This window comes from Desulfosarcina cetonica JCM 12296 (genome assembly GCF_001311845.1).
GTDB classification, from domain to species: domain Bacteria; phylum Desulfobacterota; class Desulfobacteria; order Desulfobacterales; family Desulfosarcinaceae; genus Desulfosarcina; species Desulfosarcina cetonica.
In genome coordinates this window covers 1-12455 of the sequence record NZ_BBCC01000180.1, presented here as the reverse complement: position 1 = coordinate 12455, position 12455 = coordinate 1, and the positions used below count along the sequence as shown (strand labels likewise).

Genomic DNA, 12455 nt, shown 5'->3' with positions numbered 1-12455 from the left:
GGCGGCGGCTCCTTGGCGATCTTGCGGTTGTACTGGTCGATGTTGCGGGTCTTCATCTTGGAAAGCAGCTCGTAGCGCCGCTCCATCTCCTTGACGGCCCAGAACAGGGCGTTGGTGGCTTTCTTCACATCGGTGACCACGGGGGTGATCAGGTGCGGGATGCCGTCGTACATGGAGAGTTCGATGCGTTTGGGATCCACCATGATCAACTTCACCTGATCGGGGGTCAGTTGGTAGAGCAGGCTGCAGATCATGGTGTTGAGGGCCACGCTCTTGCCCGTACCGGTGGCTCCGGCGATGAGCAGATGGGGCATCTTCTCCAGGCCGGCCGACACCGGGTTACCCACGATGTCCTTGCCCAGGCACAAGGTCAGGGCGCTTTTGGTCTCCTGGAAGGCCGGTGAGAGAATCATCTCCTTGAAGCGCACGGTTTCGCGGTCGGCATTGGGGATCTCCACGCCGATCACCGCCTTTCCCGGAATGGGGGCCACGATGCGGATGCTGATGGCGCGCAGGGCCAGGGCCAGGTCATCGGTGAGATTGACGATGCGGTTGATCTTGATCCCGGGGGCCGGCTCGTATTCAAAGGTCGTGATCACCGGTCCGGGCGTGACGGCCACCACCTTGCCATGGACCCCGAAATCCTCCAGTTTCTTTTCCAGCAGCCGGGACTGCATGTGCAGGTTTTCTTCGTTGGTGGACTTGGGGCGGGGACTGGGATCGTCGAGAAAATTGACCGACGGCAGGGTGAATCCGGGGCCGGCCTTCATGAAGGGGAAAACCTCCTGCTTGGGTATCGGCTTGACCGGCATGGGGCGGGGATCGGGGGTCTTGATCTTGATCTTCTCGGCCCTCTTCTTTTTCTTCTCTTCCTTGACGTTCTGCCGGATCTTGACTTTTTTCTGGCGGCGTTCCTTGAGCTTGATCATCGTCGTGGCGGCCTGGTCGATCAGCTTCCCGTTGGCGGATTTGCAGCGCCGGTAAAACGCCACCATGGAGAAGCCCGTGGCCATGATGAAGCCGATCAGCCACAAGAGGAGCAGGATGATGGAACCGCCGGCCGGGTTGGAGTAATGCACGACAAAGGATTTGAATGGCATGCCGATGATGCCGCCGGCCGAGAACCGGCTGCCAAAAAACGAATAGTGCGCCTGTTTGAGGGCCAGAAGACTGCCCGTGGTCAAAACCAGCAAAAAACCACCGGCAGCCAGGGGCAACAGGGCGCGTCCGGATTGCTTGCCGAAAAAGAGAAGACTGCCCAGGAGGAAAAGAAACGGTATCCAGAAGGCGCCGATGCCAAACAGCCCCACCAGAATGCCGGAAAAATTGGCGCCGAAGACGCCAAACAGGTTGTTGACCGCACCGCCCGTGCCGGTGCTGAAAAACAGGCAGGGATCTCGCGGATCGAAGGAGATCAGACTGATCAGACTGAACACCACCATGAAAAAGAAAAGAATACCGGTTATCTCTTTTTTCATCGCTGTCTACCGGCCGTCGGGGAATCGATTCCCGTCGGGCTTTTGGCTGGAGGCGGGGAAAGGCGCGGGCATGCCGCTAAACCTCCACCAGAAAGGGGAGAATCACCGGCCGCCGGCCAATGGTGTAAAAAAAATACTGGCGTAGCGCCGTCTGGATGCGCGCACGGATCTTGTCCACCCGGTTGGCCACGTCCGGTGTGACATCCTCGACGATTTCCAAAATCACGCACTGGGCATCCTGGAGCAGGTGCCCGGTCTCGGTTTCGAAAACAAAGCCCCGCGAAACGATGTCCGGGCCGTAAACAACAATTCCCGTTTCCTCGTCGAAGGCCATGTTGACCACCACCAGCCCCTCCTCGGAGAGAATCCGCCGCTCCTTGAGCACGCTGCGCCCCACGTCGCCGATGCCCTTGCCGTCGATGAGGACCCGGCCGGCGCTGATGCTGTCCCGAATCTGGAAGCCCTTTTCGCCGAGCTCGATGATCTGGCCGTTCTGGGCCAGAATCAGGTTTCGCCGGGGAATGCCCACGTCCTGCGCCAGGCGGGTGTGCAGCACCAAGTGACGGTACTCGCCGTGTACGGGCATGAAAACCGCGGTTTGGTGAGATTGATCATCATCCTGAGCTCTTCGCGAAAGGCGTGACCGGAAACATGGATCTTGGAGATCTTCTCGTAGACGACATCGGCGCCCTGGCGGTAGAGGTTGTTGATGATGTTGCCGATGGCTTTCTCGTTGCCCGGAATGAATTTCGAGGAGAGGATCACCGTGTCGTCGGGATGGATCTTGATCTGCTTGTGGGTGCCGGCAGCCATGCGCGACAGGGCCGACATGGGTTCGCCCTGGCTGCCGGTGGTGATCATGATGATCTCGTCGTCGAGGTAGGAATTCAAGTCGTCGATGTCGATCTCCATGCTTTCGGGAATCTCCAGGTAGCCCAGCTTGCGGGCAATGGAGACACTCACCTCGATGCTGCGGCCGTTGAAAATAATTTTACGGCCGCGTGTCCGCGCGATGTTGACGATTTGCTGGATACGGGCGATGTTGGAGGCGAACAGGGCCACGATGATGCGCCCCTTGGCCGCTTCGGTGATCCGGGCCAGTTCGGCGCCGATTTCCTGGGAGGAGATCGTGTGACCGTCCTTCTCCACGTTGGTGGAATCCGACAACAAGGCCAGCACACCCTCCTCGCCGCACTGGGCGAACCGGTTGACATCGGTGAGCATGCCGTCCATGGTGGTATGACTCATCTTGAAGTCGCCGGTATGGATGACCATGCCCACCGGTGTGCGGATGGCCAGTCCCACCCCGTCCACGATGCTGTGGTTGACGCGGATGAATTCGATGTCGAAGGGCCCGATCTTCAGGTGTTCCCGCGGCAGCACCTCGTGCATGGCCGTGCTGGCCAGCAAATCGTGCTCCTCCAGCTTGTGGCGCACCACCCCCAGGGTGAAGGGCGTACCGAATACCGGCACGTTGATATCCCGCAACAGAAAAGGCAACGCGCCGATGTGATCCTCATGGGCATGGGTAAGAATGACGCCCGAGACGCGACTGCGATTCTGGCGCAGATAATCCATGTCCGGGATGACGTAATCGACACCCAGCATGTAGTCTTCGGGAAACATGAGGCCCGCATCGATCACGAAGATGGTATCGCCGTACTCCACCGCCATCATGTTGAGGCCGATTTCACCGAGGCCGCCCAAGGGGATCAGTTTAAGCATGTGCTTAGGATTCCTGTCTTCCGTCGGCAAGGTGCGCTGTGAGCGTGGCGCGCACCCGCTCCAGAAGATCGTCCTTGCGCTTGCGGGTGTAGTCCGCCGTCGGGATGGGGTCGAGAATCGTCATGCGCACCGGTGTCGGGCGGATCATGAAATGGCCCTTGGGAACGATGTCCCGGGTTCCGTGGATGACAATCGGAACAATGGGCACCCCCGAGTCCACGGCCAGGACGAACCCCCCCTTTTTGAACGGCAGCAGCTGACCATCGGGGCTGCGCGTGCCTTCGGGAAAAATCAGCACGCTGGTGCCGTTGCGAATCGTTTCGGCCGCGCGCGTCAGACTCTCAAACGCCGATTTTCGATTGGAGCGGTCGATGCTGATGTAACCCACCCCGCGCATGGCCCGACCGAAGATCGGGATCTTGAACAGTTCGGCCTTGGCCAACCAGCGGAATTGAACCGGCAGCCGTCCGAGCAAAAGGGGAATGTCGGCATTGCTCTGATGGTTGGGCATGTAAATGTAGGAGCGACTCGCGTCCAGCTTTTCGGCACCCACGACGGTGATCTTCACCCGACTGATCCAAAGGATCGAATTGGCCCACACCCGCGCCAATAAATGGGGGAAATTACCCGTGCGGCTGAAAAACGAGCAGAGAATGACGGTGATTCCGACAACCGTCGTCGCGACGACGGTCCATAGCACGATGCCGGCGGCTTGCAGTTTGTGGATCAGGGATGTCAGCATGGGAAAGGACTTCCTGCAGGGTCAGGTGAAAAGGTCCAATTTCTCGAAAATCGCGTCCATGGTCTGGATCAGCCAGTTGCGCTGCCGCTCATCGGCATAATGGATACAGTCACAACGCACGCGGCTGCGGGTACGAACCAGCAGTTCGCCGGCCAGACGGTTCTCCATCAGCTCCATGGCCATGAAAAAGGGTGCGCAATCCCCGTGGGACTGCTGAATATCGGAATACAGCGCCTCGTCCAACGGAATCCAGTAAAGGCCATCTAAGCCCGACGCGCCATAGGTTTCGTCCAGGTAGGCTTTTATTTTTTCGTAATCCTGATAGCGAATCTCGTCAATCACATATTGTTTCATCGGTATTTGTCCACGGGGGCAGTGTTGTTCCCAAGATACCTTTGGTTACTAGCATAAAACAGTGTAAATCTCAACATATATGTTCACTTCAAGACTTTGACAACAACCCGTGGGGGGATTCGCGAGTCAAAACGATCCACTTACACAGTGACGTCATGCAAAAATGTCAAATATCCAATGCCAAATGTCAATTGGTGGTATTCTATCGATCCAGAATCGATTGGATCCTTCAATTGACATTCGGATTTTGGCATTTGGCATTGATTGAGCCCCAATCACCTGCTTCACGATAGGCGAACAAAAGGCCGAAAGCCACATCGGGTCCCCGGACAATGGGCGCCCTTCGGTTGACAAGGATTCCGGAGAGAAATAAAATCAGCATATGCCAACCATCGAGAAGGCTCCATTTTCCGGGAAACTGCCGCTTAAGCTGGCCATTGTCGGCGGTGGGCGGGCATGCAAATTCTTCCTGAAACTGATTGGCCTGGGCAACCTGCCCTACCTGCAAATTCAAATCATCGGTGTCTGTGACATCAACCCCCGCGCCGAAGGGTTTCGCATGGCCCAGCGCATGGGCATTTACACCACCACCGATTTCAGGGATCTTTTTTCCCTCGACGGCCTGGACGGCATCATCGAGCTCACCAGCAACCGGGATGTACTGGTGGAACTGATCCAGTTGCGCCCTGCCCGCATCGGCATCATCGAGCACAATATCGGCCGGCTGCTTCGGAACCTGTTCAAGGTCGATCAAAGACTGCGCTCCGCCGAACAACAGATCGTTTTCGAAAAAGCCCTGCGCGATTTCCTGATTCAGCAGAACCAACAGTGCATCGTGGTGATCAATACCGATTTCACCATCGATTCGGTCAACGACGCCTATTTGCAAACGGTAAACAAAAGCCGCGAAGCGGTTATCGGCGCCCCTTGTTATCAAGTCATCCACAATCTGGCGGCACCTTGCGATGCATTGCAAAACGGCGTGGTCTGCCCCATGCTGGAAACCCTGCGCACCGGCCAATCGACCCAAGGCATTCATTCGCTGACGGCCGGGGAATCCACGACGGCCCTTTACGATATCGTCACCTACCCGGTGCGCAACGCCAAGGGCGACATCGTGCGGGTGATTGAAATCTGGATGGACATTGAACGCGAAATCGCCTCCCGCTGGAAGAAACGCGAACAGGAGCTGAGGTCGGACCTGAACAAGTTGATCCAGGAGGACCGCATGATCTCACTGGGCAAACTGGTGGCCAGTTGTGTCCATGAAATCAACAACCCCATTCAGGGGCTCCTGACCTTCAGCCATATCATCAAGGAGATGCTCTCCGCCGACACCCTGACCCAGGCAGAGATCGGCAAACTGCGCGGGTTCACCGATCTCATGGCCGATGAACTGGACCGCTGCGGCAAAATCATCAGCAGTCTGCTCTCTTTTTCCAGGACGTCTAAGGACACCTTCAGGACCATCCATCTCAACGAGGTGATTTCAACGGTCATCGATCTGGTGCGCCATCGTATGGAATTGCAGGATATTGTTTTTAAAATGGATCTTACCGATGCGCCCCTTTTCGTGCATGGCGACATCAACCGCCTGCAGCAGTGTTTCCTCAATCTGATTTTCAATGCCATCGAGGCCATGGGGCCCGGGGGCAGACTCGGCATCGTGTCGCGCCGCATCGACGATCAACGGCTCGCCGAAGTCGCGATTGAAGACAGCGGCCACGGCATCGCCCGCAAGCATTTGAACCACATCTTCGATCCTTTTTCACCACCAAGCCCATGGGCCAAGGCACCGGCATGGGCCTGTCCATTGTTTACGGGGTGGTCAAAAACCATCGGGGGGAGATCCGGGTGGAAAGTGTCGTTGATCAGGGCACCACGTTTACCATCCAGCTGCCGCTGGTCAGGGCGGTTTCCGAGCAGGACGGCAAACCGGGATAGGGAGTCCGCAGCATGCAAATCATGATTGTCGACGACGAACGCATTATCCGGGAATCCTTTTTCTACTGGTTCCAGAAAAGCGGGCACCGGGTGGAAACGGCGGCATCCGGCGCCGAGGCGTTGGACAAGCTCACCCAGGCCCCGTATGACCTCCTGTTCGTGGATATCAAGATGCCGGGCATGGACGGCATCGAGCTGTTGGCCGAGGTGAAGGCGCGTTACCCGGAAACCCTGGTGGTCATCATCACCGCTTACGGTTCCATCGAGTCCGCCGTCAAGGCGATGAAACTCGGCGCGACCGATTATCTGGTGAAACCGTTCAAGCCGGACCAGCTTTCCCTGGTAATGGAGAAAGTGGCCCAGCACCAGAAGCGCTCATCCGAATTCAACTACCTGAAGGGGCGCCTGGAGAAGATCACCCGATTCGATAATATCATCGGGCAATCGCCGGCCATGATGACGATTTTCGAAATGATCGCCGAGGTGGCCGACAGCGATGCGTCGGTGCTTCTGGCCGGCGAGACCGGCACCGGCAAGGAGCTGATCGCCAGGGCGATTCACGCCAAAAGCCCGCGCGCCAACCTCCCCTTTATCGCCATCAACTGCGGTGCGATTCCCGATACCCTGCTGGAGAGCGAACTGTTCGGCCACCAGAAAGGCGCCTATACCGGTGCCACCCGTGATCGCAGGGGTTTTTTGGAAGTCGTCAGCGGGGGGACACTGTTTCTGGACGAGGTGGGCGAAATCAGTCCCAAAATGCAGGTCGACCTGCTGCGGGTGCTGGAAGACAAAACCATTACCCGGGTGGGCAGCCGGACCCCCCTGTCCGTTGATTTCAGACTGGTGACGGCCACCAGCCGCGATCTGAACGCCCAGATCGAGCCGGCCGTTTCAGAGAGGATTTTTACTACCGCATCAACGTGATTCGGATCGACATTCCCCCGCTGCGGCAGCGCAAAACCGACGTTGGGTTGCTGGTCACGCATTTTCTGAAAAAGTTTTCCCATGAAACCACCAAACGCGTGGATCGCGTCTCACCGGCGGCCTTGCGCCTTCTCGAAACCTACGACTGGCCCGGCAACGTGCGCGAGCTGGAAAATGCCATCGAACGGGCGATGGTGCTCTCCAAATCGCGAATGCTCAGCGACTCGGACTTCGCCTTCCTGCAGCCGCCTACCCGGGCCGCCGCCCACGGGCCAGCGTTGCGGGACATGGAAAAGCACCACATTCTCGATATCCTCGATCAGCATGGTTGGAATATCACCCAGGCGGCCAACGCCCTGGGGATCAACCGGGTCACCCTGCACAAAAAAATCCGCCGTTACCAGCTTGAACCCGGCGGCGTGGATCACGAATAGCCCATGCCGCCCGATATCCATTTGAATCGGCCCGATATCCCTTTGAATCGGAAAACGCCGGGGGTTGCCGTGATCCCCTTCGGGCAGGCGCCCGACACCGCCGCAAGGTGATCGCCGCCCACATTTCCGGCTATCTCAACATGACCGCCGAGATCCTGCCGGCCATGCCCCTTCCCCCCCAGGCCCTGGACGGTGGGCGATTGCAATACAATGCCGCGCTGCTCATCGATGCCCTGGAAAAAGCGGATAGGATCGACGCCTTCAAAATCATCGCCCTGTTTGATGTGGATCTGTTCACCCCTCTTTTCACCCATGTTTTCGGTGAAGCCCGTCAAAACGGCAGGGTCGCCGTGATCTCGCTGTACCGCTTGGCCACCCCCACGGACGGCATGTGCCCGCCCTCCGGCCACGTTTTGGAGCGCGTCGCCAAAATCGCCCTGCACGAACTGGGGCACCTGTTGAACCTGCTGCACTGCGCCGATCCCCACTGTCTGATGCACTTTTCCGACACGCCGGACCGTCTGGACCGAACCCCGCTCAATTTTTGTCGCTACTGCCGCCGCTCCCTGCACCGATCGCTGGCGGCGTGGTCCTGACGGCAGGGGGTTGTGCCCCCCTGCCATCATTTTCGGGTGGTATGCAAAAACGCGGATGTTAGGTCATCCCACCCCAGCGTATCGATGGCACCGTAAATATCCCGCACCACCGATCCACCGGTGGCGGCCATGTCGAGGTAGGGCGGCCCCATCAGGCCGAGCAGTTTGTGCTGCTCCTGGTCGATCCAGCGGGTGCATTCGGCACCGAAAAACAGTCGCCTCAGGTTGCGCTTGGGCAGGTCCGGCTCGACAATGAAAAGCCAGCCGGTATGATAGGGATCTTCGTTGACCAGCTCGGGGTGCTCCCGTGCCGGATGGTTCACGGCCAGGACGGTGCCGGTCACCGGCGCGAGCACGCCTGCCCGATGTTGCTTCCGTCCGAATGTCCATCCCACCTTATCCTGTTGGACCCTGGCGCCCAGGGGCGGCAGATCGATCTGATCCAGATGGCCGAACACACACGCGGCAAAGTCGTCCAGGCCGATCCGGGCGCGTCCGCCGTGTTCGAAGCGGACCCAGCTGTGCCCCAGGTGATAGTAGTAATCGTCGGCAAGCCTGAATCCGGCCACCGTGCGGCAGGTCGGCACTGCCAAATCGGCCCCCAGATCCGCTTCGTCGAGCATCTGGTCGAACGCACAATGGTAGCATTCATAGTTGTACGGGCAGGTTTTTGGCGCGCTGATCCGGCCGGTCAGCGCATGCCGGCAAGGACGATTGGCCCCGTCATAGCGTTCGACCAGGTAGGTCACCCATGTTGATGCGGCGGTATGGTCGTCAACCGCCGGGTCGATCTTCATGGCCTGGCGGATGGCCCGGTTGAAGGGGCAGGCATTGCAGTCAAAAGCATTGTCACAGATGTGATAATTGATCACACCCGCCTTCATCCAGATGCAGCGATCCTCCAGGACATTGAAACCCACCACGCGCTTTTGGGGCGAAACCGGCTTTTTTGTTGATGACGCGTTCATGGCGTACCTCCTTGCCTTGCAGATGGTTTACCCTATTTCTATAGCAAGCCGCCTGCCATGGGACAGATTTTGGCCATATTGTTTATCCATTGAATTTGTTAACTATTTTTTCCATAAAGGATTGTTTTGGCGCGAGGCCCGGCCAAAGGAATCCAACCATTTGCTTAAAATGGCGACACCCCATCGTCACAGTTTCGCTCCCAGACAACACTTTTCTATTTAATTAAATAAGTTAGGCAGGTGTTGCCATTCGCATCGGTACAGCGTCCCGGTGTAGCCAAAATGAACACCCATGGGGCTTGAAAAGCGGCGGGCTTTGGGGTAATCAGGAAAAGATTTGAACCAATCCACTGGTCCTTTTTCCAAAAAACACGAATGACATGGGCCGTAGCCGTCATCATCACGCAAACGGAATAACCGGACACCAAATGCCATTAACCACGAATGACGCCCTCACCGAAGTCGTAATCCCCAAGGAAAATGCCGTCTTCTGGATGGACGATCGCGGCCGTTGGCACAACCGCCACGGCCGCTTCGAGCATAAACGCATCATCGACCATTTCAACAGGGCCATCCGGTGGGACGCGGATGGCTACTATGTCACCCAGGTACGGGGCACCATCCGCGAAAAGGTCTACTTCACCTATGCGGAGACGCCCCTTTTCGTCATTCAGGTGATCCAATCGGACCCCATCCAACTGCTGCTCAACACCACCCAAACCATCCCCCTGGATGCCCATGCCCTCTTTTCCCGGGCGGACCAGATGTATCAGCGCATGGGTCGCCAGGTGGTCAAATTCAGCGACCGGGCATTGATGACACTGGCCGCCCACCTGGAGGAAACGCCGGACGGATTGGCCATCCAGGTCAACGGGCAACGCGTCGTGATCCCCGAAGAGGGTTGACGTTCCTTCCAACGACGATACCGACGGCGCCTATTGCGGCAGCGTGTTGCGCAACATATGTTGCGCAACGTTTAAAAAATTAATTAACCATCATATTTCATATTGTTAGTTCACATTTTATCCCCAATATAGTTGCAGCCATGGCAACAGATGGTAACCGATTTTCCTCCCGCCGGCCGCCGACCCACAAATCTTGTTTCAATATATCAAGGAGTTGAGTCAATCCCAGCATGCTGGCATGCCGCATGCTTTGTATAAACTACATTCAGGCTCTGAGCTACAACCACTATCCAGGGAGCAACCGGTGGACGCCAACACATCCGCGAAAACCATCCTCGTGGTCGAAGACGAGCCGGACACGCGCATTTTTCTCGCCAACCTGCTTGCTGCCAACGGCTTCTGCCCGATCTGCGCCGCCACCATTGCCGAGGGACTGAAAAAGGCCAAGGACACCATCCCCGGGCTGGTCATCATCAATGCCATGCTGCCGAAGGAGGCGGGTCTGCGCCTCTTCCGCAGCCTGAGGTGCAGCGACGGCCTGTGCCACATTCCCATCGTCATGCTGTCCACCCTGGATAAGGAAACCTATGACCGCTGGACGGAAACCCGGCGATCGCCATCGGGTCGTCCCATTCCCGCGCCCGAGGCCTATCTGCAGAAACCCCCCGAAGCCGAGGAACTGTTGGCCGTGATCAACCGGTTCTGCACGTCGCCGGATTGACGGGCCAACAAAAAGCCCCGATTCAGGCGGTTTCATAAAAATCAGGGAGAGCGCCCATGCCTGTCCGAATCGGATTCTACATCTGTCATTGCGGCATCAACATCGCTCACAAGGTCCGGGTCCAGGAAGTCGCCGATTTTGTCCGTGGCCTGAAAAACGTGGTCGTCTCCCGGGACTACAAGTTCATGTGCTCCGACCCCGGCCAGGAGATGATCGAGACCGACATCCGCACCCACGACCTCAATCGCGTGGTGGTGGCCTCCTGCTCACCGCGACTGCACGAAAAGACCTTCCAGGATGCCTGCCGCCGCGCCGGCCTCAACCCTTACCTGTTCCAGATGGCCTCGGTGCGTGAACAGGTATCGTGGGTCACGGCCGATGAAGACGAGGCCACCGCCAAGGCCAAGACCCTGGCCGCCGGGGCCATCAACCGGGTCAATTTCCACCAGATGCTCGAGACCCGCACCGTCGATGTCCACCCCGACGTGATGGTCGTGGGCGGCGGTATCGCCGGCATGCAGGCAGCCCTGGATATCGGCAACGCCGGCCTTACGGTCTACCTGGTCGAGCGCCAGACCACCGTGGGCGGCCACATGCTGCAATTCGACAAAACCTTTCCGACCCTGGACTGCGCCGCCTGCATCGGCACGCCCAAAATGGTCGAGGTGGCCCAGAATCCCAACATCCGCCTGTTGACCTACAGCGAGGTGAGCGAGGTGTCCGGCTATGTAGGCAACTACAACGTCACCGTCACCCGTCATCCGCGCTACATCAAGGAGGGGGTCTGCACCGGCTGCGGAGAGTGCGCCAAGGTGTGCCCGGTCGCATTGCCCAGTGAGTGGGACGAGGGCCTTTCCCGGCGCAAGGCGATTTTCCGCGCCTTTCCCCAGGCCGTGCCGATCACCTACACCATCGACAAGAAGGACCGCGCGCCCTGCACCACCACCTGCCCGGCGGGCATCAATGTTCAGGCTACGTCCAACTCGTCGGCCAGGGTAAATACCGTGAAGCGATTGCCTTGATCCGCCAGCGTCTACCGCTGCCCGGCGTTCTGGGACGGGTCTGCCCGCACCCCTGCGAAAGCGTTTGCCGACGGGCCACTGTGGACAGCGCCGTGGCCATCCGCGATCTGAAACGCTTTGCCGCCGATCAGGTCGATCTTGCCGATCTGCCCATTCCGACCATTGAAGACCGGCCCGAGCGGGTGGCCGTGATCGGTTCCGGGCCGGCCGGGCTGACTGTTGCGGACGACCTGCGACGCCAGGGTTTTCAGGTGACGATCTTCGAAGCCCTGCCCGTGCTGGGCGGCATGCTGCGGGTCGGTATTCCCGACTACCGCCTGCCGCCGGAGATCCTGGACAGCGAGATCGACCACCTGCTCGCCCACGGCATCGAATCCCGCACCGGCGTCCGTTTCGGCGTCGACGTCACCCTGGGCGATCTGACCGACCAGGGCTACTGCGCCATTTTCCTGGGCGTTGGTGCCCACAAGGCCATGCGCCTGGGGATTCCCGGCGAAGCGACCCCCACGGGCGTGATCGACGCCATGCACTTTCTGCGGGAGGTCAACCTGGGCAGCCGGCAGCCCCCGGGCAGGCACATCGTCGTCGTGGGCGGCGGGAATGTGGCCATCGATGCGGCCCGGGCGGCCAAACGGCTCGGCG

At 58.6% G+C, this 12455-nt stretch carries 14 protein-coding genes; 8 read left to right on the top strand and 6 right to left on the bottom strand.

The annotated features are described in order from the left end of the window. The 5 genes from JCM12296_RS27245 to JCM12296_RS27230 form a co-directional block, all read right to left on the bottom strand. Nucleotides 1-1478, bottom strand: a 1478-nt coding sequence (locus tag JCM12296_RS27245; protein ID WP_054699744.1) for a DNA translocase FtsK, incomplete at its 3' end; no start/stop codon positions are given. 76 nt (nt 1479-1554) lie between these two features. Further along, nucleotides 1555-2064 carry a ribonuclease J gene (locus JCM12296_RS49510; protein ID WP_306304139.1) on the bottom strand — a complete coding sequence of 170 codons (510 nt, stop codon included), beginning with the start codon at nt 2062-2064 and terminating at the stop codon, nt 1555-1557. After that, entirely contained in the window at nt 1983-3203 is a 1221-nt protein-coding gene (locus JCM12296_RS27240; RefSeq protein WP_306304138.1) for a ribonuclease J, read from the bottom strand. The genes JCM12296_RS49510 and JCM12296_RS27240 overlap by 82 nt, the downstream gene beginning before the upstream one ends. 4 nt (nt 3204-3207) lie before the next feature. Further along, complete coding sequence (locus JCM12296_RS27235; protein WP_054699741.1) at nt 3208-3945, bottom strand: lysophospholipid acyltransferase family protein; 738 nt, start codon at nt 3943-3945, stop codon at nt 3208-3210. Nucleotides 3946-3966: 21 nt separating this feature from the next. Beyond that, nucleotides 3967-4299 (bottom strand): hypothetical protein, encoded by a 333-nt coding sequence (locus tag JCM12296_RS27230; RefSeq protein ID WP_054699739.1) that lies wholly within the window; start codon nt 4297-4299, stop codon nt 3967-3969. 382 nt (nt 4300-4681) lie between these two features. Between JCM12296_RS27230 and JCM12296_RS27225 the strand changes: the two genes are divergently transcribed. The 4 genes from JCM12296_RS27225 (at nt 4682) to JCM12296_RS27215 (ending at nt 8197) form a co-directional block, all read left to right on the top strand. Continuing rightward, complete coding sequence (locus JCM12296_RS27225) at nt 4682-6268, top strand: PAS domain-containing protein (RefSeq protein WP_054699737.1); 1587 nt, start codon at nt 4682-4684, stop codon at nt 6266-6268. Continuing rightward, entirely contained in the window at nt 6256-7167 is a 912-nt protein-coding gene (locus JCM12296_RS27220) for a sigma-54-dependent transcriptional regulator (RefSeq protein ID WP_246804947.1), read from the top strand. Before JCM12296_RS27225 ends, JCM12296_RS27220 begins: the two co-directional genes overlap by 13 nt. Beyond that, nucleotides 7164-7601, top strand: coding sequence for an AAA-type ATPase lid domain-containing protein (locus JCM12296_RS45845; protein WP_246804946.1), 438 nt, complete (start codon nt 7164-7166; stop codon nt 7599-7601). Before JCM12296_RS27220 ends, JCM12296_RS45845 begins: the two co-directional genes overlap by 4 nt. Before the next feature lie 107 nt (nt 7602-7708). After that, a complete protein-coding gene (locus tag JCM12296_RS27215) occupies nt 7709-8197 on the top strand; it encodes an archaemetzincin (RefSeq protein ID WP_054699735.1) in 489 nt (162 codons plus the stop codon). 26 nt (nt 8198-8223) lie between these two features. On the opposite strand, the gene JCM12296_RS27210 is transcribed toward JCM12296_RS27215, so the two are convergent. Beyond that, the gene (locus JCM12296_RS27210; protein ID WP_054699733.1) at nt 8224-9165 is read right to left on the bottom strand and encodes a glycine cleavage system protein H; all 942 of its coding nucleotides are present in this window, start codon (nt 9163-9165) and stop codon (nt 8224-8226) included. Between the two features lie 428 nt (nt 9166-9593). Here JCM12296_RS27210 and JCM12296_RS27205 point away from each other — a divergent pair, with 428 nt between their 5' ends. From JCM12296_RS27205 to JCM12296_RS45835, 4 genes are all read left to right on the top strand, one after another. Next, the gene (locus JCM12296_RS27205) at nt 9594-10070 is read left to right on the top strand and encodes a hypothetical protein (protein WP_054699731.1); all 477 of its coding nucleotides are present in this window, start codon (nt 9594-9596) and stop codon (nt 10068-10070) included. A 304-nt stretch (nt 10071-10374) separates the two neighbouring features. Then, entirely contained in the window at nt 10375-10791 is a 417-nt protein-coding gene (locus tag JCM12296_RS27200) for a response regulator transcription factor (protein ID WP_054699729.1), read from the top strand. 56 nt (nt 10792-10847) lie between these two features. Then, nucleotides 10848-11813 (top strand): FAD-dependent oxidoreductase, encoded by a 966-nt coding sequence (locus JCM12296_RS45840; RefSeq protein WP_054699727.1) that lies wholly within the window; start codon nt 10848-10850, stop codon nt 11811-11813. After that, a partial coding sequence (locus tag JCM12296_RS45835) for an FAD-dependent oxidoreductase (RefSeq protein ID WP_246804948.1) occupies nt 11726-12455 on the top strand: 730 nt, incomplete at its 3' end. The genes JCM12296_RS45840 and JCM12296_RS45835, both read left to right, overlap by 88 nt.

Bases quoted from the DNA above. Each gene is read 5' to 3' on its own strand.
- JCM12296_RS49510 (WP_306304139.1), bottom strand. From the start codon at position 2,064: ATGCCCGTACACGGCGAGTACCGTCACTTGGTGCTGCACACCCGCCTG.
- JCM12296_RS27240 (WP_306304138.1), bottom strand. From the start codon at position 3,203: ATGCTTAAACTGATCCCCTTGGGCGGCCTCGGTGAAATCGGCCTCAAC.
- JCM12296_RS27235 (WP_054699741.1), bottom strand. From the start codon at position 3,945: ATGCTGACATCCCTGATCCACAAACTGCAAGCCGCCGGCATCGTGCTA.
- JCM12296_RS27230 (WP_054699739.1), bottom strand. From the start codon at position 4,299: ATGAAACAATATGTGATTGACGAGATTCGCTATCAGGATTACGAAAAA.
- JCM12296_RS27225 (WP_054699737.1), top strand. From the start codon at position 4,682: ATGCCAACCATCGAGAAGGCTCCATTTTCCGGGAAACTGCCGCTTAAG.
- JCM12296_RS27220 (WP_246804947.1), top strand. From the start codon at position 6,256: ATGCAAATCATGATTGTCGACGACGAACGCATTATCCGGGAATCCTTT.
- JCM12296_RS27210 (WP_054699733.1), bottom strand. From the start codon at position 9,165: ATGAACGCGTCATCAACAAAAAAGCCGGTTTCGCCCCAAAAGCGCGTG.
- JCM12296_RS27205 (WP_054699731.1), top strand. From the start codon at position 9,594: ATGCCATTAACCACGAATGACGCCCTCACCGAAGTCGTAATCCCCAAG.
- JCM12296_RS45840 (WP_054699727.1), top strand. From the start codon at position 10,848: ATGCCTGTCCGAATCGGATTCTACATCTGTCATTGCGGCATCAACATC.